General features: G+C 70.3%; 24 protein-coding genes. 11 read left to right on the top strand and 13 right to left on the bottom strand.

Annotation, left to right across the window (positions count from 1 at the left end; translation table 11 throughout):
- The first annotated feature begins 2 nt into the window (after positions 1–2).
- On the top strand, positions 3–611 hold the full coding sequence (locus ACFWYW_RS30130; RefSeq protein WP_379619142.1) for a hypothetical protein: 609 nt from the start codon (positions 3–5) through the stop codon (positions 609–611).
- Between the two features lie 127 nt (positions 612–738).
- Entirely contained in the window at positions 739–3024 is a 2286-nt protein-coding gene (locus ACFWYW_RS30125; RefSeq protein ID WP_379619144.1) for an FdhF/YdeP family oxidoreductase, read from the top strand.
- A 2-nt stretch (positions 3025–3026) separates the two neighbouring features.
- Here the strand turns inward: ACFWYW_RS30125 and ACFWYW_RS30120 are convergent, their stop codons facing one another.
- The 6 genes from ACFWYW_RS30120 to ACFWYW_RS30095 all read right to left on the bottom strand — a co-directional run bounded on the left by ACFWYW_RS30120 (position 3027) and on the right by ACFWYW_RS30095 (position 9216).
- A complete protein-coding gene (locus ACFWYW_RS30120; RefSeq protein ID WP_379619146.1) occupies positions 3027–3878 on the bottom strand; it encodes an alpha/beta fold hydrolase in 852 nt (283 codons plus the stop codon).
- Positions 3871–5049 carry an MFS transporter gene (locus ACFWYW_RS30115; RefSeq protein WP_379619148.1) on the bottom strand — a complete coding sequence of 393 codons (1179 nt, stop codon included), beginning with the start codon at positions 5047–5049 and terminating at the stop codon, positions 3871–3873. Before ACFWYW_RS30115 ends, ACFWYW_RS30120 begins: the two co-directional genes overlap by 8 nt.
- Positions 5046–6857, bottom strand: coding sequence for a penicillin acylase family protein (locus ACFWYW_RS30110; protein ID WP_379619150.1), 1812 nt, complete (start codon positions 6855–6857; stop codon positions 5046–5048). Before ACFWYW_RS30110 ends, ACFWYW_RS30115 begins: the two co-directional genes overlap by 4 nt.
- Positions 6858–6937: 80 nt before the next feature.
- Entirely contained in the window at positions 6938–7453 is a 516-nt protein-coding gene (locus tag ACFWYW_RS30105) for a DUF1707 domain-containing protein (RefSeq protein ID WP_379619152.1), read from the bottom strand.
- A gap of 6 nt (positions 7454–7459) precedes the next feature.
- Positions 7460–8278 (bottom strand): ABC transporter permease, encoded by an 819-nt coding sequence (locus ACFWYW_RS30100; protein WP_379619154.1) that lies wholly within the window; start codon positions 8276–8278, stop codon positions 7460–7462.
- Entirely contained in the window at positions 8275–9216 is a 942-nt protein-coding gene (locus tag ACFWYW_RS30095) for an ATP-binding cassette domain-containing protein (RefSeq protein ID WP_379619156.1), read from the bottom strand. Before ACFWYW_RS30095 ends, ACFWYW_RS30100 begins: the two co-directional genes overlap by 4 nt.
- Before the next feature lie 88 nt (positions 9217–9304).
- Here ACFWYW_RS30095 and ACFWYW_RS30090 point away from each other — a divergent pair, with 88 nt between their 5' ends.
- The gene (locus tag ACFWYW_RS30090; protein WP_379619158.1) at positions 9305–10027 is read left to right on the top strand and encodes a TetR/AcrR family transcriptional regulator; all 723 of its coding nucleotides are present in this window, start codon (positions 9305–9307) and stop codon (positions 10025–10027) included.
- A 47-nt stretch (positions 10028–10074) separates the two neighbouring features.
- Here the strand turns inward: ACFWYW_RS30090 and ACFWYW_RS30085 are convergent, their stop codons facing one another.
- The gene (locus ACFWYW_RS30085) at positions 10075–12495 is read right to left on the bottom strand and encodes a M4 family metallopeptidase (protein WP_379614334.1); all 2421 of its coding nucleotides are present in this window, start codon (positions 12493–12495) and stop codon (positions 10075–10077) included.
- 443 nt (positions 12496–12938) lie between these two features.
- Between ACFWYW_RS30085 and ACFWYW_RS30080 the strand changes: the two genes are divergently transcribed.
- Complete coding sequence (locus tag ACFWYW_RS30080) at positions 12939–14090, top strand: GDSL-type esterase/lipase family protein (protein WP_379614332.1); 1152 nt, start codon at positions 12939–12941, stop codon at positions 14088–14090.
- A 99-nt stretch (positions 14091–14189) separates the two neighbouring features.
- On the top strand, positions 14190–14603 hold the full coding sequence (locus ACFWYW_RS30075; protein WP_379614330.1) for a VOC family protein: 414 nt from the start codon (positions 14190–14192) through the stop codon (positions 14601–14603).
- A gap of 198 nt (positions 14604–14801) precedes the next feature.
- On the opposite strand, the gene ACFWYW_RS30070 is transcribed toward ACFWYW_RS30075, so the two are convergent.
- Positions 14802–15119 carry an STAS domain-containing protein gene (locus ACFWYW_RS30070; protein ID WP_379614328.1) on the bottom strand — a complete coding sequence of 106 codons (318 nt, stop codon included), beginning with the start codon at positions 15117–15119 and terminating at the stop codon, positions 14802–14804.
- A gap of 310 nt (positions 15120–15429) precedes the next feature.
- Between ACFWYW_RS30070 and ACFWYW_RS30065 the strand changes: the two genes are divergently transcribed.
- Together ACFWYW_RS30065 and ACFWYW_RS30060 are read left to right on the top strand one after the other, a co-directional pair.
- On the top strand, positions 15430–15927 hold the full coding sequence (locus ACFWYW_RS30065) for an ATP-binding protein (RefSeq protein WP_379614346.1): 498 nt from the start codon (positions 15430–15432) through the stop codon (positions 15925–15927).
- A gap of 64 nt (positions 15928–15991) precedes the next feature.
- Positions 15992–16225, top strand: a complete 234-nt coding sequence (locus ACFWYW_RS30060) for a hypothetical protein (RefSeq protein ID WP_379614326.1) — start codon at positions 15992–15994, stop codon at positions 16223–16225.
- Between the two features lie 12 nt (positions 16226–16237).
- Here the strand turns inward: ACFWYW_RS30060 and ACFWYW_RS30055 are convergent, their stop codons facing one another.
- The 3 genes from ACFWYW_RS30055 to ACFWYW_RS30045 form a co-directional block, all read right to left on the bottom strand.
- Entirely contained in the window at positions 16238–16549 is a 312-nt protein-coding gene (locus ACFWYW_RS30055; RefSeq protein WP_379614324.1) for an STAS domain-containing protein, read from the bottom strand.
- Between the two features lie 33 nt (positions 16550–16582).
- Positions 16583–17023: a DUF5994 family protein gene (locus ACFWYW_RS30050; RefSeq protein WP_379614322.1), complete on the bottom strand. Its 441-nt coding sequence runs from the start codon at positions 17021–17023 to the stop codon at positions 16583–16585.
- Between the two features lie 112 nt (positions 17024–17135).
- Entirely contained in the window at positions 17136–17708 is a 573-nt protein-coding gene (locus tag ACFWYW_RS30045) for a TetR/AcrR family transcriptional regulator (RefSeq protein ID WP_379614320.1), read from the bottom strand.
- Between the two features lie 49 nt (positions 17709–17757).
- Between ACFWYW_RS30045 and ACFWYW_RS30040 the strand changes: the two genes are divergently transcribed.
- The gene (locus tag ACFWYW_RS30040; RefSeq protein WP_379614318.1) at positions 17758–18501 is read left to right on the top strand and encodes an SDR family oxidoreductase; all 744 of its coding nucleotides are present in this window, start codon (positions 17758–17760) and stop codon (positions 18499–18501) included.
- A 79-nt stretch (positions 18502–18580) separates the two neighbouring features.
- The gene (locus ACFWYW_RS30035) at positions 18581–18928 is read left to right on the top strand and encodes a VOC family protein (RefSeq protein ID WP_379614316.1); all 348 of its coding nucleotides are present in this window, start codon (positions 18581–18583) and stop codon (positions 18926–18928) included.
- Here the strand turns inward: ACFWYW_RS30035 and ACFWYW_RS30030 are convergent.
- Complete coding sequence (locus ACFWYW_RS30030) at positions 18919–19386, bottom strand: hypothetical protein (RefSeq protein WP_379614314.1); 468 nt, start codon at positions 19384–19386, stop codon at positions 18919–18921. The two genes, ACFWYW_RS30035 and ACFWYW_RS30030, sit on opposite strands and share 10 nt — an antisense overlap.
- Positions 19387–19536: 150 nt before the next feature.
- On the opposite strand from ACFWYW_RS30030, the gene ACFWYW_RS30025 reads away from it, so the two are divergent.
- On the top strand, positions 19537–20133 hold the full coding sequence (locus tag ACFWYW_RS30025) for a hypothetical protein (RefSeq protein WP_379614312.1): 597 nt from the start codon (positions 19537–19539) through the stop codon (positions 20131–20133).
- 5 nt (positions 20134–20138) lie between these two features.
- Here ACFWYW_RS30025 and ACFWYW_RS30020 read toward each other — a convergent pair whose 3' ends face one another.
- Positions 20139–20687: a TetR-like C-terminal domain-containing protein gene (locus ACFWYW_RS30020; protein WP_379614310.1), complete on the bottom strand. Its 549-nt coding sequence runs from the start codon at positions 20685–20687 to the stop codon at positions 20139–20141.
- 26 nt (positions 20688–20713) lie between these two features.
- On the opposite strand from ACFWYW_RS30020, the gene ACFWYW_RS30015 reads away from it, so the two are divergent.
- Positions 20714–21802, top strand: a complete 1089-nt coding sequence (locus ACFWYW_RS30015; RefSeq protein WP_379614308.1) for an FAD-dependent oxidoreductase — start codon at positions 20714–20716, stop codon at positions 21800–21802.
- Positions 21803–21880: the final 78 nt, after the last annotated feature.

The raw sequence follows: 21880 nt of genomic DNA, 5'->3' as shown, positions 1-21880 counted from the left end.
CCATGAACGAGCTCAAGAGCATGTGGGCGACGGTCCAGCCCGGTACCGAAGAGGATCTCGCCGGAGCCAGGCGGCGGCTGCTGAACGGCATGCGTCCCAGACGCCGCTTCACCGCCCCCAGGCTGCTGGTCGCGGCGGGGGCCGCGGCAGCGGTCGTGGCCACCCCGCTGATCGTCGCGACCGGCACCCCGGCCTACGCGGTGACCACGAACCCGGACGGCACGATCACGGTGGCCGTCAACGAACTGCGCGACCCCGAAGCGCTTGAGGCCGACCTCCGCGCGGCCGGTGTCAATGCCGACGTGACGTTCCTGCCCACGGACACGTGGTGCGCGGAGACGCCCCGGTTCGACAGCGTGGACGCGGCGTACAACGGGAACGAGGTCTTCACGCGTGGCAAGGAGAAGGAGTGGCGCTCGTTCCAGGCCACCCGGGTGCTCTCGCTGCGCGAGATCAAGATCTCCCCCGAACACATCCGGCCAGGTGAGACGGTCGTCCTGGAGTACTCGGAGATGCCTGCCGGTCCCGCTCCCTGGCGGCTGGGCACCTGGCTGGCCAAGGCGGGCAGCACCGTGAAGTCCTGCACGCCTATTCCCCGCCCGACCTCCTAGCCCAAGAACTGCCCACCCGGATGGAAAAGCATAGTTTCCGCTAATTTCTGCCATGGAAACGCGTCCACGAAGTATGGAGTTAACCAGACTTTCGGGTAGTAACCGGGCGCTGGGCTTAACTGGTGGAATGAGCGAAGAGCCCAGCGTGGGGCCGGTGCCAGAGGGGCCGCCGCAGTCCCGTCCCTACCATCACCCGGCCGCGGGCTGGGGAGCGGCCAAGGCCGTGACCGAGTTCGTGGTGCGCGAGCGCGAGTTCGTCGACGGCCCCCGTTCCGTGCTGCGCATGAACCACGAGAACGGCGGCTTCGACTGCCCGGGATGCGCGTGGCCGGACACCCAGGGCCTGCATCTGGACATCTGCGAGAACGGGATCAAGCACGTCACGTGGGAGATGACCGGCAAGCGGGTCGGACGGGAGTTCTTCGCCGCCCACACGGTGAGCGAGCTGTCGCGGTGGAGCGACTTCGCGCTGGAGGACCAGGGACGGCTGACCGAGCCGATGTCCTACGACGCCGCGTCCGACCGCTACGTCCCCATCGGCTGGGAGGAGGCGTTCGAGCTGTTCGGCCGGACGGTACGCGAGCTGGACGACCCGAACCAGGCCGCGTACTACACCTCGGGACGGCTGGGCAACGAGGCCACCTTCCTCTACCAGCTCATGGCCCGCGAACTGGGCACCAACAACCTGCCCGACTGCTCCAACATGTGTCACGAGGCCAGCGGCCGGGCCCTGCACGCCTCGCTCGGCACCGGCAAGGGCACCGCCGACCTCAAGGACTGGGACAGCGCGGACGCGCTGTTCATCATGGGGGTCAACGCGGCCTCCAACGCCCCCAGGATGCTCACCAGCCTCGCGGAGGCCCACCGCCGCGGCGCCAAGATCGTGCACATCAACCCGATGATCGAGGCGGGCGCCACCCGGACCATCATCCCGCACGAGTTCACGCAGATGGCGTTGTTCCGCGCGACCCGCACCAGCACCCTGAACCTCCAGGTACGCAGCGGCGGCGACATGGCGCTCATGCGCGGCATCGCCAAGGCGACGCTGGAGCGGGCGCAGAGCGATCCCGGGGCCGTGGACCAGGAGTTCATCGACCGGCACACGACGGGGTTCGCGGAGTACGAGGCCCTGTGCGCGGCCACGCCATGGGAGGAGATCGAACGGCAGAGCGGCCTCACCCGCGACGACATCCTGAGGGCCGCGCGCGTGTATCGCGGCGCCGACCGCAGCATCATCAGCTGGTGCCTGGGCGTCACCCAGCACGAGCACGGCGTCGACACCATCAGGGAGATCGTCAACGTGCTCCTGCTCCGCGGCAATCTGGGCCGGGAGGGCGCGGGGCCGTCGCCGGTGCGCGGGCACAGCAACGTCCAGGGCAACCGGACGTGCGGCATCGACCACCGGCCGCCCAAGGAGTTCCTGGACCGGCTGGCGCGGGTGTGCGGCATCGACCCGCCGCGCGCCGACGGCCTGGACGTGGTGACCACCATCGAGGCGATGCACCGCGGCGAGGTGAAGGTGTTCGTCGGCATGGGCGGCAACTTCGCCATGGCCGCGCCCGACACCCCCTACACCCACGCCGGGCTGCGCTCGTGCGAGCTGACCGTCCACGTGAGCACCAAGCTGAACCGCAGCCACCTCGTCCACGGCCGCCGGGCGCTCATCCTGCCGTGCCTGGGCCGTACCGAGAAGGACGTGCAGCGCAGTGGCGTGCAGCAGACCTCGGTCGAGGACTCGATGAGCATGGTGCATCTGTCGGTGGGGATGAAACGCCCCGCCTCGCACCACCTGCTGTCGGAACCGGCCATCATCGCGGGCCTGGCCCGCGCCGCCCTCCCGCACAGCGACACCCCCTGGGACTGGTACGTCGAGGACTACGACCGCATCCGCGACACCATGGCCCAGGTCCTGGACGGATTCGAGGACTTCAACCGCCGGGTCCGCCTGCCCATGGGTTTCCGCATCAAGCAGCCGGCCCGCGAGCTGATCTTCCTCACGCCTTCGGGCCAGGCCGAGTTCTCCACCGCCCGGCTGCCCGACGTCGTCCCCGCGCCCGGCACGCTGATCCTGGGCACCATGCGCTCCCACGACCAGTGGAACACGACGATCTACTCCGACAACGACCGCTACCGCGGCATCAAGAACCTGCGCACCCTCGTCTTCATGAACGCCGACGACATGCGCGAGCGCGGCATCGGCCAGTTCGATCCCGTCGACATCACCAGCACCGCCAGGGACGGCACCACCCGCTCCCTGCACGGCTACCTCGCCGTCCGGCACAACCTGCCCAAAGGCTGCTGCGCCGGATACATGCCCGAGATGAACGTCCTGTGCTCCATCACCGACCACAGCACGCAGAGCGACCAGCCGTTGATGAAGCACCTCCGGGTCACCATCGGCCCGGCCGTCTGACGTCACGGCAGGAGGCGGACGATCTCCTCGATCACCAGCTCGGGCTCGTCCTGCGGGACCATGTGCCCGGACTTCCCCGCCACGACGTGCCTGCCGTAAGGGAGGGCCGCGACGAGCCGCTGATGGCTGGCGATCAGGTCCGGCCGCACGCGCCGTTCGATCGCGCTCGGGGCCAGCGCGCCGCTGATGGCCGTCACGGGCACCGGCGGGAGCGGGCGGGTGGAGGCGCGCAGGCGGGCGAGCCCCTCCGCGAGCGCCTCGTACTCCGCCCGGGTGGCCCGCAACTCCGACGTGCGCGTCATCTCGGCCACCGCCTCTGCCCGCATGTCCGCCGGGAACAGGCGCAGGATGCGGCGTACCTCCGAGGTGATGGTCTTGACGCCGAACCGGGACAGCACGATCAGCGCCGACTGCAGGGCGAGGGCGGCGGCCCTGGTGCGCCGCGCGTAGTAGATGTCCAGGTCCTCGGCCGCCTGGTCGATCAGCACGAGCGCGGCCACCCGCTCGGGGTGCGCGGCCGCGTAGCTGCGGATGATCGGCCCGCCCAGGCTGTGACCGGCCAGAATGTACGGCCCCGCCCCCAGGTGATCCAGCAGGTGCCCGAGGTCGGCCACCATGCGCTCCAGGTCGCGCCGGGCCGAATCGCGGTCGCTGCGCCCGAGCCCGGCCCGGTCGTAGGCCACCACCGTCGTGTGCTTGGCCAGGGCGGGCAGCACCAGCCCCCACTCGGTACGGGTCGCCCCGAGCCCGGACTCGAACACCACGACCGGCCCGCCGGAGCCCTGGGTCACGTGGTGCAGCCGCCGCCCGTCCGGCAGCGTCGCGTACCTGGAGTCGCCGAAGACGTCAGACACTGAGATTCTCCTTCACCGGAACAAGATCATGCTGGATCGTGCGCGCGGCCGAGGCGATGATCAGGCCCGCCACCAGCGCCGGAATCGCCATTCCCAGGGCGCCGCCGGACCCGATCAGCCAGGCGCCGGCCAGCCCGCCCACCGCGAGGCTGATGCCGAAGAAGCTGGCGGTGTAGCCGCGCTGCGCGGGCGCGGTCACCGAGACCATGATCAACGTGATCATCGGCAGGATCAGCGGCGTCAGCATCAGCCCGACGAAGAACGCGATCAGGCACAACACCACGTTCGGGGCGTTGATTCCCAGCGCGAACGCCCCGCCGCAGCAGGCCAGGAGCACGGCGATCACGTAAGGGACGCGGCGCGGGTCCGACCTGAAGATCCCGTCGAGGCGCCGCCCGAGCGTCACCAGCACCACGATCGTCGCGGCCGAGCAGACCGCGGTGAAGATCCCGCGCGCCTCGGTCTCCAGCCCCCAGCGTTCCTTGAGATGGACCGACAGGAACGTCGCCGCGGGCACCAGCAGCATGCCGAACGCGACGAAGCACGCGAAGACCCGCCGCAACGTCCTGGACCGCAGCAGCCCGCCGCCGCCCGCCGGGGCCTCGAACCGGCCGATGCCCGGGTCGCGCAGCCGCAGCGCGAACAGGCAGCCCAGCATCGACACCACGCCGAGCACCACGAACACGGTCCGCCAGTCCAGGTCCAGCCATCCGGCCAGCGCCGAGACCGTGAGCGGGCTCAGGATCGCCCCGGCGGGGGTGGCGGCGCCGTACAGGGCGAGCACCCGGCCGCGGACGGCGGGTTCGTACAGGTCGGCCAGGAGGGGGGAGTGCAGCGCGAGCTGGCTGCCGTTGGCCAGGCCGCTCAGCACGAGCAGCACGCCGACCATCCAGACGCTGTTCGCGTACGCCATCGCGATCGTCGACAGGCTCCAGACGAAGCCGGTGACGATGGAGATCACCGCGCGCCGCGGCCGGCCGCCGACCAGCGCGGCCATCAGGAACGGCGCGGTTCCGACGGCCAGCAGCTGGATCGCCAGCAACGTGGCGAGCGCGCCGGCCGAGACGCCGAGCGAGCTGGTCATGTCCGGCGCGAGCACGCTGAGCGCCTGGTTGACGAAGGCGTCGGTGATCGCCAGCATGCCGACGGCCAGGACGGGATAGAGCCTCATGACGGGTCGAACACGATCGGCTTGACCTCGCCGCGGCCGTACAACTCGGCCTGGCCGGGCATCGACACGCTCCACGACCGCATGCCGTACGGGCCGAAAGCCACGATCCGCAGACAGGGCCCGCCCGCATAGGCCCGCCCGCCGGAGAAGTAGGTGGCGCGCAGCGGCACCTCAAGCTCCAGCAGCGCACCCCCGCGACCGGGCACCCCGGGCGCGAGCTCGTGCGCCGCACCATACGTTTCATCCGGTACGGCCGGCGCCACCTTCTCCAGCGCGTCGAGCGGATCTTCACCCGCCGAGCGCCAGGCCAGCCAGACCATCGCGTCCACCGAGCCGGGACCGGCGTGCCCGTCGAAGCCGAGCAGCCTGCGCAGCAGCAGGCGATGCCCGCCGGGCCACCCGGCGACGCGCGCGGGGTCGGCCGCCGCGGCATCGGCGAGCTTGGCCTGCCACAGCGGAGTGTCCATCCAGCGGTCCTCCATCGCCCACGCGGTCACCTCCTCGACGTCGGTGGCGTAGGCCCTGCTCAGCAGCTCGACGCTGCGCCGGCCTCTGCTGGTGTCGCGGCCCGCCTCGTCGTTGAAGGCGTCGCGGTGCCAGTGCTCGGGAGACAGCGCCGGGTCGGGTGCCACGGTGTCGGGCGCGGTATTGCAGTTCTGGAGATATCCGGACACGGGGTTGGCCAGCTGCACCAGCTCGGCGGCGGGGCGGATGCCCTGCCAGGCGGTCGCCGAGGTGTTGCCGTCCAGCACGCCCCTTTCCTCGAAGCCGCGCACGGGCACCCGGCCGGTGCGCAGGTAGAAGCAGTCGCCCGCGGAGTCGGCCGCCAGCAGGTTCTGCGGCGGGAAGTCGCAGGCGTCGAGCGCCGCGCGCAGTTCGCCGGTGTCACGGGCCCGCAGCATCGCCATGAACTGCCGCTCCGTCTGCCCGGCCCGTCCCATGTACGGCGTGCACACCACGTAGACGGCGGCGTCGTCCCTGGCCACGACCGGGGCGATCACGCCGTTGTGCAGCACGTGGGCATGACCCTCGTACTCCAGGACCTTCCTGGTCTCGCCGTCGTAGCGGTAGACGTCGCCGTCCACCTCGATGCGGTAGGCGTCGGACACACGCGGACCGCCGGTCGTCAGGCCCCAGGCCACGTCGCCGTTGTGGGCGAGCGGCGGCAGCATCGCGCCCAGGAAGCCGAACCCGGTGTAGTGCAGGTCGCCGCCCTTGACGACGGCCTCGTACATCTCGAAGGCGCCGCCGAAGGGCAGGTGCGGGTCGCTGACCAGGATCGTCTCCCCGGCGGCCGTCCGCCACGGCCTGAGCACCCAGGCGTTGGAGCCGGGCGGGACCAGGGCGAGGTCCAGCTCGGAGGCCGGGGCAGCCGGGGTGATGCCCGCCGCGCGCAGCGCCGTGACGGCGTCGACGATGATCCAGTACAACATCACCGTGCGGTTGACGCCGATCGGCAGCGCGGGCTCCAGCGGCGGCGCCCACGCGGGCACCTCGGCCGGATGCTCGTCCATCCACGCCGCGATCCCGGCGACGAACGCCACATAGCACTCGCGCAGGCCGGCCGGGAGGCTGTCGAACCCGCGCCTGGCCTCTTCGAGCACCTGCCAGCGGCGCTGGTTGGCATCGCGCTCCGGCTCACCGAGCTCGCCGCGGACCAGCCGGTACTGGCGCAGCACGCCCGGCAGGTCGTCCTGGGCCTGGGCGTAGCCGAGGCCGAAGTAGGCGGCGGGTTCGCTGGTGGCGTCGAGTAGCGGCGTGCCGTACGGGTCGCGGTGGATGCGCACCGAGCCCCACGAATTGTCCATGGGGTCAACAGTGCGTGAAGAGATGGCGCCGAACCTTGTCCGATCGGCCAAGAACCTGCCCGCACCCTTGGCCGATGGGTTCAGCGGCGAGCGTGGCGGATCGTCAGGCGTCCGAGTCCCATGGCGCCCGAGATACGGATCGTCGGTCCGGCCGTGCCGTGCCGCCCGGCCTTGTAGCGGGGGTCCTTCCAACCGGCGGTCAGGCCGTCGAGGTCCACGGTCGCGTCGCGGGGGACCGTGATCACGGCCGCGCCGGTGCCGAGCCGCAGCTCGATGTCGATCACGGGATGGTCGATGACCGCGCGCGACAGGTCCAGGCGCACCCGCGCCAGCGCGGACTCCACCTTGAGCGTTCTGGGCACCCGCCAGGCGCCGCGCCGCAGGATGAGCCCGCCGGCGGCGGTGATCGTGCCCGCCGGCTCCTCGCCCTCCGGCAGCACGGCCGCGAGCTCGCCGGGGGTCTCGGCGGTGAGCGCCCGGTGCAGGCGTTCGTTCATCTCCTGGTGTGTGAGGTGCCCTTGGGCGTACGCCTCCTGCACGCGGCGCACCGCCGTATCGCGGTCCGCTTCTTCGACCATCACGCGTTCTTTGATCATCACGCGTCACCGCCCCCAGCGTGAGTACGCGCGCAGCGACAGCGGGACGAACACCACCAGCAACGCCGCCGACCAGAGCAGGACCGTTGCCACCGGATGCGCCAGCGGCCAGGCCACGTCGCCGGACGGGGCGCCCGGGTTGCCGAACAGTTGTCTGGAGGCGGCGGTGAGGGCGCTGACCGGGTTCCAGTCGGCCAGGAAGCGCAGCCAGGCGGGCATGCCGCCGGTCGGGACGAACGCGTTGGACAACATCGTGAACGGCAGGAACAGCGGCACCATCGCGTCGGCGATCCGCTCGTTCTTCACCGCCAGGCCCACGTAGACGCCCGCCCAGCTCAGCGCGTACCGCAGCACGATCATCAGCAGGAACGCCTGGGCCGTGGGGATCAGGCCGTTGTGCGGCTGCCAGCCCACCAGCAGGCCGGCGCCCACCATGATGGCCAGCATCAGCAGGCCGATCAGCAGGTCGGCGCCGGTCTGCCCGAACGGCACCGCCAGGCGCGCCATCGGCATGGAGCGGAAGCGGTCCATCACGCCGCGGGAGGCGTCGCCGGCCATGCGCGTCATGACCCCCATCACCGCGGAGAAGGTCACCATCGCGAACAGGCCGGGCATGAGGTATTCGCGGTAGTCGCCGCCGTTCGGCACCTGGATCGCGCTGCCGAAGACGTACCCGAACAGCACCACCATGACGGCCGGGAAGATCAGCGCCACGACGAGTTCGCCGGGGTTGTTGCGCAGCCGTCCCAGTTCGCGGCCGATCAGGGTCATGCCGTCGGTGAACGTCCAGCGCAGGCGGCCGAGCGGCGAGGTGAGGGCGGTCATCGGACGGTCTCCTTGCGGTCGGTGAGGCGCAGGAACACCTCGTCGAGGGTGGGGCGGCGCAGGCTCACGTCGGCGGCGGCGACTCCGGCGTGGTCGAGCCCGCGCACGATGTCGGCGAGGCGCGGGCCGGTGGCGGGCAGGGCGACGGTGAGCCGGCCGTCGGCCGTGGTGGGCTCGGTGCCGGCCAGCGTGTTCAGGACGGTCGCCGCCTCAGGCGTCGCGGCGGGGTCTTCGAGGGTGACGTCGAGGCGGTCGCCGATCGTGGCCTTCAGCTCGTCGGGCGTGCCGGTGGCGATCACCTTTCCGTGGTCGACGACGGCGATGTCGTCGGCAAGCTGGTCGGCCTCGTCCAGGTACTGGGTGGTGAGCAGCACCGTCGTGCCGTCTGCCACCAGCTCGCGGATGCTCTCCCAGATCTCGCCGCGGCTGCGCGGGTCGAGGCCGGTGGTCGGCTCGTCCAGGAAGAGCACCTCCGGACGCAGGATGAGGCTGGTGATCAGGTCGAGGCGGCGGCGCATGCCGCCGGAGTAGCCGGTGACCTGCCGGTCGGCGGCGTCCATCAGGCCGAAGCGGTCGAGCAGCTCGTCGGCCCGCCGGTGCGCCTCGGCCCGGGACAGGTGGGAGAGGCGGCCGAACATGCGCAGGTTGCCGCGGCCGGTGAGCTTCTCGTCCACGGCGGCGTACTGGCCCGCGAGCCCGATCTTGGCGCGTACCCTGCCGGCCTCGCGGACGACGTCGTATCCGGCGATGCGGGCGTGGCCGGCGTCGGGGTCGGACAGGGTCGCCAGGATGCGTACCGCGGTTGTCTTCCCGGCGCCGTTGGGGCCGAGCACGCCGCAGACCGTTCCTTTCGGGACGCTCAGGTCCAGCCCCCGCAGCGCATGGGTGTCGCCGAAGGACTTGTGCAGCCCTTCGGCGAGCACGATCGGATCAGCCATGACCCCTCCACTGGGTACGTTGTACGCGGTTATGGCGGCCAGAGTAAATTACTGGGTACCATGTACGCAAGTAGGGAAGGGTGGAGCGGTGACCGACGCCGAGTACGTGAACATCTGGATGCTGCCCGAGCGCCCGGCCCGCGGGCCGAAGCCGGGCTACAGCCGCGCGCAGATCACCGACGCGGCCATCCGGGTCGCCGACACCGAGGGGCTGGAGGCCGCCACCATGCGGCGGATCGCCGCCGAGATCGGCGCCGGCGCGATGTCGCTCTACCGGTACGTCCCGAGCCGCGACAACCTGGTCGAGCTCATGGCCGACCGGATGCAGGGCGAGATCGACGTCACGGGCATGCCTTCGGGCGACTGGCGGGCCGACCTGACCCGCTACGCCGACGGGCTGCGGGCCATGTGGCTGAGGCACCCCTGGATCGGCGCCGTGCAGCGGTCACTTCCCAGCTTCGGCCCCAACCAGTTGCTCCTGATCGAACGGATGATGGGAGTGCTCGACCCCTTCGTCTCCATCGACGAGAACCTCGGCCTCATGGCCATGCTGAACAGCTACGTCGAGGGCACGGTCCGCGAGGAGATCAGCTCGGCCAAGGAGGTCCGCCGCAGCGGGCTCAGCGAGTCGGAGTGGATGACGCGGAACTACCCGTACATCGAGGGGCTGGTGAAGAGCGGGGAGTACCCGATCTTCACCAAGATCGTGATGGAGGCGCGGCACCCGCACCTGAGCCGTGACGACCAGTTCAGGGACGGGCTCCAGCGCGTCCTCGACTTCATCGCCACGGCCCTTCCCGCACGAGGCTAGAGGTCCCGGCGCCCGCTGGGCGCCGGGACCCCCTTACGGAATGGCGGTCAGGAACGTGTGATCTTCACGTCGTCCACGCCCGCCTCGATCAGGCTGGCCGTACCCGCGTCGGCCGTCTCGACCAGCAGCCGGACGGTCTGCCCCGCGAACGAGGACAGGTTGATCGTCGCGGACTGCCAGGCGCCGGCCCGGTTGGCGGCCGAGCCGAGCTGCTGCAGCACGACGGTGTTCGTCGAGCCGGACACGACGCGGACGCGGAAGTAGTCGGCGCTGCTCGCGTTGCTGAGATGCGCCAGGTACCACGACAGCGTCATCGTGAGCGTCCCGGACGGCAGCGCGATCTCCGGCGAGCGAATGCTCGTGGCCCCGCCGTCGACGTCGTGCGTGCCCGCCCCGCTGCCGGCCAGGCGGCCAGTCACCAGGTCGTTGACGCCGCTGACGGTGGTGCCGAGCTGCAGTGTGACGCCGGAGCTCGTGGCCGCCGGGTCACCCCGCTCCCAGGCGCCGGACGTGGCGGTGTCGGTGCCGGAGGCGTTCGTGGTCCAGCCGAGCGAGGTCTCGAACGTGTCGTTGAAGACCACGTTGCTGACCGTGCCCACGTTCAGGGTGAACGGGGCGGTGCGGTCCATCGAGGTGCCGTCACCGGTGACGATGAGGTTGTGGGTGGCGCTCGGGGTGCCCGTCGCCACGTTGATCGTCATCGTCGATGAGCCGCCCGAGGTCACGCTCGACGGGCTGAACGTCGCCGTCACGCCGGCGGGCAGTCCGGAGACCGAGAAGGTGACCGTCTGCGCGGGTGGCGTGGTGGTCGTCGTGCTCACGGTCGTAGTGGTCGTCTGACCAGGTTGTACGGTGGCCGACGTCGGGTTCAGCTCCATCGTGAAGCCGGGGCCGCCGCCCTGGCACGAGGCCGGCTCACCCGCCGCGGCCGGTACGCTCACGGCCAGCCACGCGGCCTTGGTGGCGTCGAACTCGGCGCAGGAGCCGGGGAACGACTGGATCGCGGCTTCCAGCGAGGCCTTGCGGGCCAGCGAGTGGGTCCACGTCGCGGTCTTGCGCAGCAGCGTGGCCATGAAGATCTGGCCGGCCTTGCGCGGGCCTATCCCGGTCAGGGTGGTGGAGTTGCAGGTCGGGCTCTGCGGCTGGCCGTTGGTCGGGTTGGTGCCCTCGGCCAGCAGGTAGAACCAGTGGTTCTGGACGCCGGCAGCCGTGTGCACCGGCAGGTTCGGCACCGAGGAGGAGTAGCAGTTGGGGTGGCCGGAGATCAGCGACGGCTGGTGCATGTAGCGGATCGGGCCGCTGCCGGTCAGGTTGACCTCTTCGCCCACGCTGTAGTCGGGCGGGTCGAGGTTGGCGGGCAGGTTGGCGAACGCCTCGGTCAGCGCGCCGAAGATGTCACCGGTCGACTCGTTGAGGCCGCCCTTCTCGTTGCTGCCGGTCGAGCCGCCGGGGGTGTTCTGGAAGATGGCGTGGCCGTACTCGTGCGCGACGACGTCCATCGGGGTGACCTGGCGCTGGCTGTCCTGGGAGCGGCCGAAGCTCGTGTAGCTGCCGTTCCAGAAGGCGTTGACGGCGTTGAGCCCGACGCGTGCGGGGAAGCCGCCGCCGGTGCCGTTGATGCCGTTACGGCCCAGCCACTGGCTGAGCATGTCCCATTCCTTGCCCGCCCCGAACAGCACGTCCACGCAGGCGGTCTCCAGGTTCGTGCCGGAGCCGTTGCCCCAGTTGTCGTCGGTCCCGGTGTACGCCGCGCCGTCCTGGCCGCCGCACCGGATGCCCGTGCGGACCGGGTCCGTCATCGAGAAGCTGGAGCCCGAGCCGGAGGTGCCGATGGTGACCGGGTTGCCGTTGTAGTAGCTGTTGCCGGTGCCGTCCATGACCAGGTCGGACTTCTCGATGACCTGGCCGTTCACGGCGTCGACGAACACGTGCAGCTTCGTCTCGCGTCCCTTGTCGGTGCCGTCGACCCGCACCTCGTACGCCAGGCGCCCCGCACCCTCGGCGAAGACGCTGAGCTGCGGCGCGGAGACCGAGGCGACCTCGGGAACCAGGGCGCGCGCGACGTCGGCCGCCCGGTCGGCGCCGATGGCCGGCTTGGTGGCGACCTCCAGCGGCTGGGTCTGCGCGATGGACGTGCTCAGCACGCCGCCCGTGGAGTCGGTCACGACGACGAAGTCACCGCCGCGCACCGGCAGACCGGCGTGGGTACGGGCGTAGGAGACGTAGTTGAGTCCGTTCTGACCGGCGGTCACGCCCTGGCGCACGAAGGCGTCCTTGGGTGAGGCGCGCAGAACGCCGGGCTCGGACTCCACCAGGCGGTCGGCCGCCTGGACGGCCGCGGTGGCCGGGTCCGGAGGTGCGGCGGTCTCTGCCGCCAGGGCGGTCTGGCCCGAGGCGATCGAGGCCGACATCGCCACGAGCAGGCTGGTGGTGCTCGCGACGAGCGCTAACGCGAGTTTGCGTTTCACGCGGTGCTCCTTCTGGGTGAGCGGCCGCGGCTGGGGGTACGTCGGCCGCCGGGGGGGTGTGCGAGATCTCCCCAGAGATCTCTGGCGTCGCTCCGCGGTGATCGATCAGGAAGGGAGGAAGACGGAGCTTCCTGCATCTGACGTGAGATCTAAAAGGGCGTCAATATGTGCGGAAATACTTGGAAATTCATCGACAACAGATGCTGTATCGGTCCAAAAGCGCCCAAAGTCCGCTGAACAGGCACTTTCCGCTTGGTGCGGCGTGCCCGTAATCCGTTACGGCCTTTCTTGTCGCCCGTTTCTGGCTCCGCCGAGTATTGACAAGTAAAGGCAACCGGAATTGCACCTCACTGCCCCTGCCCACATCCGGTTGCCTAGGATGATTAGGTAGATGCATAATAGTCCTAGCTTGGACCCTCGCAACCTGATCCACAGGTGGAGTCATGATCAGCACACCCATCACCGCGGACCTCCTGCGCGGCGCGATCGACGTCGAACGCACCGCGCACGGACTGCTGCCGCACCGCCTGCCCGCCTGGGCACGCCGGCAGATCCCCGACGACCAGCTCGCCGTCGCCGAAGCCCAGCCATCCGGCGTACGGCTGGCCTTCCGCACCCGCGCCACCACCGTCGAACTGGACACACTCCCCACCAAGCGGGCCTACCGCGGCCTGCCGGCCCCGGCCGACGGCGTCTACGACCTGCTCGTCGACGGCCACCTCACCGCCCAGGCCACGGTGACCGGCGGCAACGTCCGCATGACCGACATGGCCACCGGCACCGCCGAGCTACACCAGGGCCCACCCGGCACCGCCCGGTTCCCCGAACTGCCCGCGGGCGACAAGAGCGTCGAAATCTGGCTTCCGCACACGGAGCCCACCGAGCTGATCGCCCTGCGCACCGACGCCCCGGTCGAGCCGGCGCCCGCCAGCGGTCGCAGGGTGTGGCTGCACCACGGCAGTTCCATCAGCCACGGCTCGAACGCCGCCCACCCGACCGGCATCTGGCCCGCCCTGGCCGCAGCCCAGGGTGGGGTGGAACTGGTCAACCTGGGGTTCGGCGGCAGCGCGCTGCTGGACCCGTTCACCGCCCGCACGATGCGGGACACCCCGGCGGACCTGGTCAGCGTCAAGATCGGCATCAACCTCGTCAACACCGACGCCATGCGCCTGCGCGCCTTCATCCCGGCGGTCCACGGCTTCCTCGACACCATCCGCGAGGGGCATCCGGCGACGCCGCTGCTGGTCGTGTCCGCGATCCTGTGCCCGGTCCAGGAAGACACCCCCGGCCCGCTGGCGCCCGACTTCTCCACGGGGACGTTGCGCTTCAGGGCCACGGGCGATCCGGCCGACCGCGCCGCCGGGCGGCTGACGCTCAACGTCATCCGCGACGTACTCGCCCAGATCATCGAACGGCGGGCGGCCGACGACCCGAACCTGCACTACCTCGACGGCCGCGACCTCTACGGCGAGAAGGACTACGCCGAACTCCCGCTGCCCGACGAGGTCCACCCCGACCCGGCAGGGCACCGCAGAATCGGCGAGAACTTCACCCGCGCGGCCTTCGCCCCCGGCGCGCCTTTCGGATCGGCCTGAGAAGCGGCCCGAGAACCGGCCCGAGAACCGGCCACACCCTGGCCGCTTCCCTTGCGAGAGTGGGTCGCACCAAGGAACCGACAAGCAAAGGAGCCGATCATGTCCGTCAATTCTGTGACCCACCTGAACTTCCGCGGCGACGCCCAGGCGGCGCTCACCTTCTACCAGTCCGTCTTCGGCGGCCAGATGGTGGCGATCACGTACAAGGACGCGGGAAACGTCCAGAACCCCGCCGAGGCCGACCAGGTGATGTGGGGCCAGGTGGCCGCCGACAGCGGCTTTCGCGTCATGGCCTACGACGTCCCGTCGCGCCTGCCCTGGAACCAGGGGGAGAACGCGTTCTTCGTCTCGCTCCGCGGTGACACCGCCGAGGAGGTCGCCGCGTACTGGGAGAAGCTCTCCGACGGCGCGACCGTCCAGCAGCCGCTCGGCCCCGCGCAGTGGGCGCCCCTCTACGGGATGCTGACGGACCGGTTCGGCGTCACCTGGGTCGTGGACGTCGTCAGCGGGTGAAGCCCCCCGTTCCGCCAGGGCCCCACGAAGGCGATGACGTCGTAGTCATCGCCGAAGGAACCCGCATGAGCGCCCCGGACGACCGGCGGCTCCGCTTCGGGCGGCCGGGCCGGTGCGCGGCCGCCCGCCGTACGACGAAAGACACGTCGGACAGCGCCCCGCGCTGGTCGGGCAGTGCGCCCGCCGCGTCCAGGACGGTCACCCAGCCCGTACGGCGAAGCGGTCGCCAAGGCCGGTCAGCTCCACGAGCCGTGTCACCGCCGCGGAGACCTCGCCCAGCCCCAGCGACACGCCTCCCTGCGCGGCCACGCTCGCCAGCCCCACCATCGCGCCCAGTCCGGCCGCGTCGATGAACGACACCTTCGTCATGTCCAGCACCACCCGGCGCACGCCCCGGGCCACGATCTCCAGCACGTACCGGCGCAACTGCCCGATGGTGGCGATGTCGATTTCGCCGGCCACGCTGACCGTGGCCGTGCCGTCCCGCTCTCGGGTCGTCAGCGTCAGTGCGTCCATGAATGATCTTCCACAATCCCAGGCGGCAACGCGGAGCCGGTCGCCCCGACCGGCATCCGACGTGCGCGAGGTCCAGACGACACGGAAGATCAGAAAAGAAGAGATCTTACTTCGAGTCTCCAAGTAGATTACACCTCTTGGCGGCAAGCGGACCCATCCGGTAATCGCGACCTTGACCGTCGGTCAGTCAGGCCGGATAATTCACCTGCGAGCGACTGTAAGACCGCCACTATGGCGGAGAGAATGTGAACCGCCCCAGACCCCGGCGGGCGAACTGTCTCATCACTTGGTGAAACGGTGAGGGTCTGTGATGACCGCAGCGAAATCGCCGCTCCCCGAGCACGGCAAGCCATTCCTGCTGGCGGATCGTTTCGCCGGCTCCTCCTTGCACATGATCCGGCACGCGACGGCCGAGCACGCCGAATCCCTCGGCCTCAACGGCGCCCGGTTGCTCGAGTTCGTGCTGGCCGTACACGAGAGCGTCGCCAACGTGGTGAAGCACGCCGGCAATCACGGCGAGATCCAGTTGTGGCGCAGCGACGGTCACGTGCACTGCACGATTTCCGACCGCGGCCCCGGCATTCCGCTCGACGGGCTGAACGTCTCCCGGATCAGTCCCGACGCGCTGGGCGGCCGCGGACTGTGGCTGATCCATCATCTGGTCAGCAGCGTCGACATCACCACCGGCGATGAAGGCACCGTCATCCATCTGACGGTCGAACTTCCCGCTGAAGGAACCGGAATGAAGCGCGTCCGGACGAGCCCGCCGCCGCCGGAAACTGAATTCCGCACCGAATGGACCCGCTGAAAATGCCACCGGCCGGGTTACCTTGATGTCGGATCATCCACAGGGAAAGCCCGGGAGGAACTTCATGAAGATCAGGCGAGGGGTTTTAGCGGCGGTATTGGCCGCCGGCGTGCTCGCGCTCGGCTCGACCCCGGCGCACGCCATTCCTCCTCCTCCGCCGGGGGGCGACAACCTCATCGTCTTCACCTACTACAGCGGGGAACAGGTCATCGGGCAGCGCTGGTTCGGCTGCAACCAGCCCGCGGGTCAGTGGGGAACCCTGAACGGCACGCTGCGGGTCTTCTTCACGCCCTGCTGAGCCGTACCCGGGTCAGGTCATGACCGGCAGGCTACGGTCCAGGCCGGTCATGCGCAGGAGCCGGGACATGAACGGACGGGGCGCGGTCAGCGCCACCGTGATGCCCAGCGGCCTGGCGCGGTGCTGGATCCCGACCAGGACGGCCAGGCCGGAGGCGTCGCAGAACGAGACCTGGGACAGGTCGAGGACGAGCACGCTCGTGCTGGAGCCCAGCGCGCTCAGCAAGCGGCGGCGGAGCGCCGCGCTGGTGAAGATGTCGATCTCACCGGTCAGGCGAACGATGGTCGGTGTCGGCGGATCGGCGATGCCGGACATGACGGCCATGAAGGGTCTCCTTTCGGAGAAGCTGATGCGGGATCACACCGCGGTCGGCAGGCACGTGAGGGCGAGGAGGTCGTCGGCGGTCAGGTCGGCGGTGTGCCGGGCGGCGCGCATCAGGGCGCTCTCGGCGGGCCCGGCGGCGGTGTCCGGCGGGATGAGCAGCAGGGCCACCGGTTCGACGGCGGCGAAGAACAGCACGACCACGTGCGGGTCCGCGTCGCGGAAGCGGCCGACGCGGACGTGCCGCCCGGGTGCCGGGATCCGGTCCGGGATCTGCCGCCACGCGTTCTCGTACAGGCCGACCAGCAATGTTGTGCGCCCCAGCCGTTGGTCGACGGCGGCGATGAGGCCGGGCAACTCGACGGCGGCGTCGCGGGAGTGCGGCCACCAGGCTCCGTCCACGACGGCTCTTCGGCTGGGCGCGGGGTCGAGGCTGAGCCGCAGGACGGGGTGGAGCGGTTGAAGTGTCGGCGTCATGTTCGTCGCCTGACCTGTCCGGGCCCGCGCAAACGGGCCGGTGGTGAATCGCCGGGGGCGACGCCGACCTGAGTGCCAACGCTCGAGATGTCCTCGGTAACTGCACCTTACCTCACCTTTCAAAGGCGAAGCCCAAGGCCTGGCGCATCAGTCCGGGCAGGTCGGCGTGGCCGTCGCTCTCGGCCCAGCGCACCAGGGCCACGTGGGTGGCGCCCAGGCAGGCCCCGGCGGTGGCGCGTACGCGGAACTCCTCGGCGGGGTCCGGCGACGGGCCGCAGAGCGCGGTGACGATCGCGGACTGGGTGGCGTACTGACTGTCCAGGTGGTGGGCGCGCAGCGCCGGGACGGAGATCATCAGGCTCAGCCGGGCCAGCAGCATGGCCTTCTCGGCCGCGATCGCCGTGGCGGCCATCTCGACGAGGGCCAGGCCGATCCGCTCGTGGAGCGACTCGGTCTCCGGCCGGGCGGCGACGGTGGCGGCGGTCACCTGGTCGTAGTCGTCGTACAGCACCAGGTCCTCTTTGGTGGCGAAGTGCCGGTACACGGTCATCGCGGAGACGCCCGCCGCCTCGGCCACACCGGTCACGGTCGTCGCGTCGTATCCCTGGTCGAGGAAGAGGCGGATGGCGTGCGCCTGGATCGCCTGTCTCGTCTCGATACGGCGCCGGTCGCGCAGGCTTGTCATGTGGTAGACAGTACCAAAGTGGTAGTCACTAACATTTCCGGAGGATCCGATGACACGACTGATCGGCAAGACCGCGCTGGTGACCGGAGCCTCGCGCGGCATCGGCCGGGCCATCGCCGAACGGCTCGCCGCCGACGGCGCCCGCGTCGCCGTGCACTACAGCACCAGTGAGGCCGAGGTGGCCGAGACCGTCGACGGGATCGGCGAGCGTGCCTTCGCGGTGCGGGCCGACCTCGCCACCATGGCCGGGGTGGGCGAACTGGCCGACGCGCTGGCGGAGCGCGAGCTGGACATCCTGGTCAACAACGCCGCCGCGCCGCCCGCCGGGCCGATCGAGACGGACACCCCCGAGCAGTTCGACCGGTTGTTCGCGGTCAACGTCAAAGCCCCGTACTTCCTCATCCAGCGGCTCCTGCCCCTCATGCGGAACGGCGGGCGGATCATCGGCATCTCGACCGTCGCCACCCGCATGGCCTATCCCACGCAGACCTCCTTCGCCATGACCAAGGGCGCGCTGGAGACCATGAGCCTCTCCCTGGCCCAGGCGCTCGGCAGCCGCGGCATCACGGTGAACGTCGTCGCCCCGGGCGCCACCCGGACCAGCGCCAACGCCTCGCTCTTCACCCCGGAGGCGTCGGCCTACTTCGCGAGCCACACGGCGCTGGACCGGGTGGGCAGGGCCGAGGACGTGGCCGACGTGGTGGGATTCCTCGCCTCCGACGCGGCCCGCTGGGTGACCGGCCAGGTGGTGGACGCCAGCGGAGGCGTACACCTGGGGCCGCGCGTCACTTGATCGCCGGGGAGCGGTTGGGGGCCCTCCGGCCGGGGCACCGCCCTTCGGGGAAGACCTTCCCTACAGATTTGGAGTTTCGATGTCCGTTCGCCGCGTCATGCCCGTCATCCAGTCGGAGGCCGTGCGGGAGAGCCGGGAGTTCTACGGGCTGCTGGGGTTCGAGGAGGTCATGGACCACGGATGGATCGTGACGCTGGCCTCGCCGTCCGCCCCGGCGGCGCAGATCAGCTTCATGACCAGTGACAAGACCGCCCCGGTCACGCCGGAGGTGAGCGTCGAGGTGGACGACGTCGACGCGGCGTACGCGGCCGTGCGGGCGAGTGGCGCCGAGATCGTGCACGACCTGCGGGACGAGGACTGGGGCGTGCGGCGGTTCTTCGTGCGTGACCCCAACGGCCGGGTGATCAACGTGCTGAGTCATCGCTGAGCGGGGTCGATGATGTGTAGCGGCACGTCCTGGCCGATCCGCCACAGGGTCGGGATGACGTGACCTGTCCGCGCCCGCTCGTACTCGGCCTCGGTGAGCGCGGCGACCTGCAGGAACGTGAGCGTGTCCAGGACGTCGAACTCGGGGTCCACGGTCAGGGCCAGCGCCGTCAGTGATCCTCTCGGGTTCATGCGCGTGAGGTGGCCGGGGGCCAGGGGCTGTTCGCGCAGGTCGAGCAGGATGCTGACGCACCAGTCGGGCGGGGCGGCGTCCGCCGGGCCGCGGGCCACGCGGAGGCTGAGCTCGTAGCCGTGCCGGCCCGTCCCGATGGTGATCAGGTGCCAGTGGGGGCGCGGGAGGTCGACCGCGTACCCGCGGATGGCGCCTCCGGCCAGCTCTTCCCACGGCTGGGCCGTGCCGTACGTCTTTTCCAGTGCTGCTTCGATCTTTCCGCGCATTCCTCCCACGGTATGGGATGGAGACAAGGGTGCTCAGCGAGGTGATCACCCCCTCCGGACGGCTGAAGGCCATGGACCGGCTGGTCGAGAACACCCTGTGCGCCAAGCGGTGAGGCGAACCAAAGGCTTCACGGCGGAGTCCAACCCCGCATGATCACTGTGACGCTCTCCTTGGTGCTGGCCCTCTCACCGGCGACCGAGATCCCGAGGAACTTCCTGCTCAGCGAGCCCGCCGCGCGCAAGACCCAGACTCCGGAAGAGGCCTACGAGCAGGGCTACAAGATCAGCGACAAGCTCACCAGGCCGCTGGAGCTGAACCCGTGCGTCCACCGGCGCGCCGCCGACCGCGGCCGCCTGGCGGCCCGCACGATCACGCTCTGGACCAGCGCCCCGAGCGGCGCGTCAGAACAACTCGTCCTGTACAAGAGCCCGCGCGCCGCCCACGCCGCGTTCGCCCAGCTGCGCGCCGAGGTCAAGCGGTGCGCGCGCAAGGGGGACCCGGCCTCTCCCGCTCTCAAGATCCGGTGGCGGATGAGCCCGGCCAAGGCGGGCGACGAGTCGATCGGAATGGGCTACCAGACCTGGCAGGACGGCAGCGTGAACGAGACGATCACCGGCGTCGTCGCGCGCAGGGGCAGCGCCCTGATGATCTACACGACCTCCGACGGCTCCTACAACCCGGGCGGGCTGACCAAGGACGCCAGGAAGATGGCCGCAAAGGTCTGCTCGCTGCCCGGAGTCTGCTGAGCGGGTCAGCGGGGGGCGAAGCCGTGCAGCAGGGCCTCGACGACGGCCTCCACGGTGGGCAGCTCCTTCTCCAGCAGGCCCCGGTAGACGACCACGCCGACGAACATGTCGCTCAGCAGCCACAGGTCGGCGTCCTCGCGTACCTCGCCGCGGGCGAGGGCGTTGTCGTAGATCTCCCATGAGCGGGCCATCCTCGACCGCATCGCCTCGCGCAGGATCTCGGCTACGGCGGGGTCGCGGCCGGCCTCGCCGTACATCTGCCTGGCGGTGTGGCCCATGGCCTTCCAGGCCTCCATCGTCTCGGTGACGACCACGCGCAGGTCACCGGCGAACGATCCGGTGTCGGGCATCGCCACCTTGGCGTCCATGGCCGAGCCGAGCGCGGCCAGCAGAAGGTCCCGTTTGGTGGCGTAGCGGCGGAACACGCTCGCCCTGCCCACGGAGGCGGCCTCGGCCACCTCGTCCATGGTGAAGTCCAGGCCCTTCGTGAAGATCAGAGTGGTCGCCGCCTGCTTGATGCGGACGTCGACTTCCGGATCGGGCTTGCGCGCCATAAGTGAGACTCCTAGTATCAGATACTATGCGTATCAGAATCATCATCATAGGCGCGGGACCGGGTGGATTGGTCGCGGCGCGCTCGCTCGCGGCCGCCGGACACGACGTGGAGATCCTTGAGCGGGCGCCGGAGCTGCGGACGAAGGGCGGCTCCGTCACGTTGTGGCCGGGTTCGATCCGTATCCTGCGCGAGCTCGGGGCGGATCCGACCGACCTGGGCAGCCGGCTGACGGTGCTGGAGGGATGGTCGCCGGAGGGCGTACCGCTGATGAAGATCGACCTCTTGCGTCCCGAACGCGAGTACGGCGCTCCCAGCGTGCACATCGCCCGCCGGGACCTGGTCGAACGCCTGGTCGAAGGGGTGCCGGTCCGCTACGGGAGCGAGGTCGTGGGGGTCGACCCCGACCGGGCCGAGGTCACGCTGGCCGACGGGAGCACGGTCCGCGGCGACGTCCTGATCGGCGCCGACGGCCGCAACTCCGCGGTACGGCGCGCGCTGGGGAAGGAGGATCCGGCCCGGCGTACCGAATGGGTCACCTGGCAGACCTTCGCCGACGTACCCCTGGAACTGGTCGACACCGGGCGCTCCCTGGTCATCACCGGCAAGGAGGGCATGATGGGCCTGACCCCGGCGGGACCCGGCAGGGTGCTGAACTGGTTCGAGCTGCGCACAGGGCCCGGCCGTCCGCTCTGGCTGGACGAGGTCGACCCGATCGGCCGGCTCAAGGAGGTCTTCGGCGAGTGGAAGGGCCTGGTCCCCGAGGTGCTGTCGTCGGTGACCGAGATGGAGGCGTTCCCGCACTGGCGGCACAAGGTGCCGGCGGTCTGGGGGCGCGGGCCCACCACGCTTCTGGGCGACTCGGCCCACACGATGCCCCCCAGCCTCGCCCAGGGCACGAACCAGGCGATCGAAGACGCCTGGCTGCTGACCCGCTCGCTCGGTGACCTGCGGGGCTACGAGCGGACCCGGTCCAGGCAACTGCGCCTGCCCGCCAGGCTGGCCGGTGACGAGATCGCCAACCGGCCGGGCAGGAAGATGCCCGGCGGGCCGATGAGCGTCCTGTACTCCTGGTGGATCCGCAAGTCGAGCGGGTACCTCTCGGCCATGGCGTGAGTCAGAGGACCTTGAGCGCCAGGCGCTCGCAGGCGTGGCCGGTGCCGATGACCGCGGCGACGTCCATGGTGAGCTCCG

The organism is Nonomuraea sp. NPDC059023 (assembly GCF_042740095.1).
Taxonomy (GTDB): domain Bacteria; phylum Actinomycetota; class Actinomycetes; order Streptosporangiales; family Streptosporangiaceae; genus Nonomuraea.
This window is presented reverse-complemented; position numbering and strand designations above follow the sequence as displayed.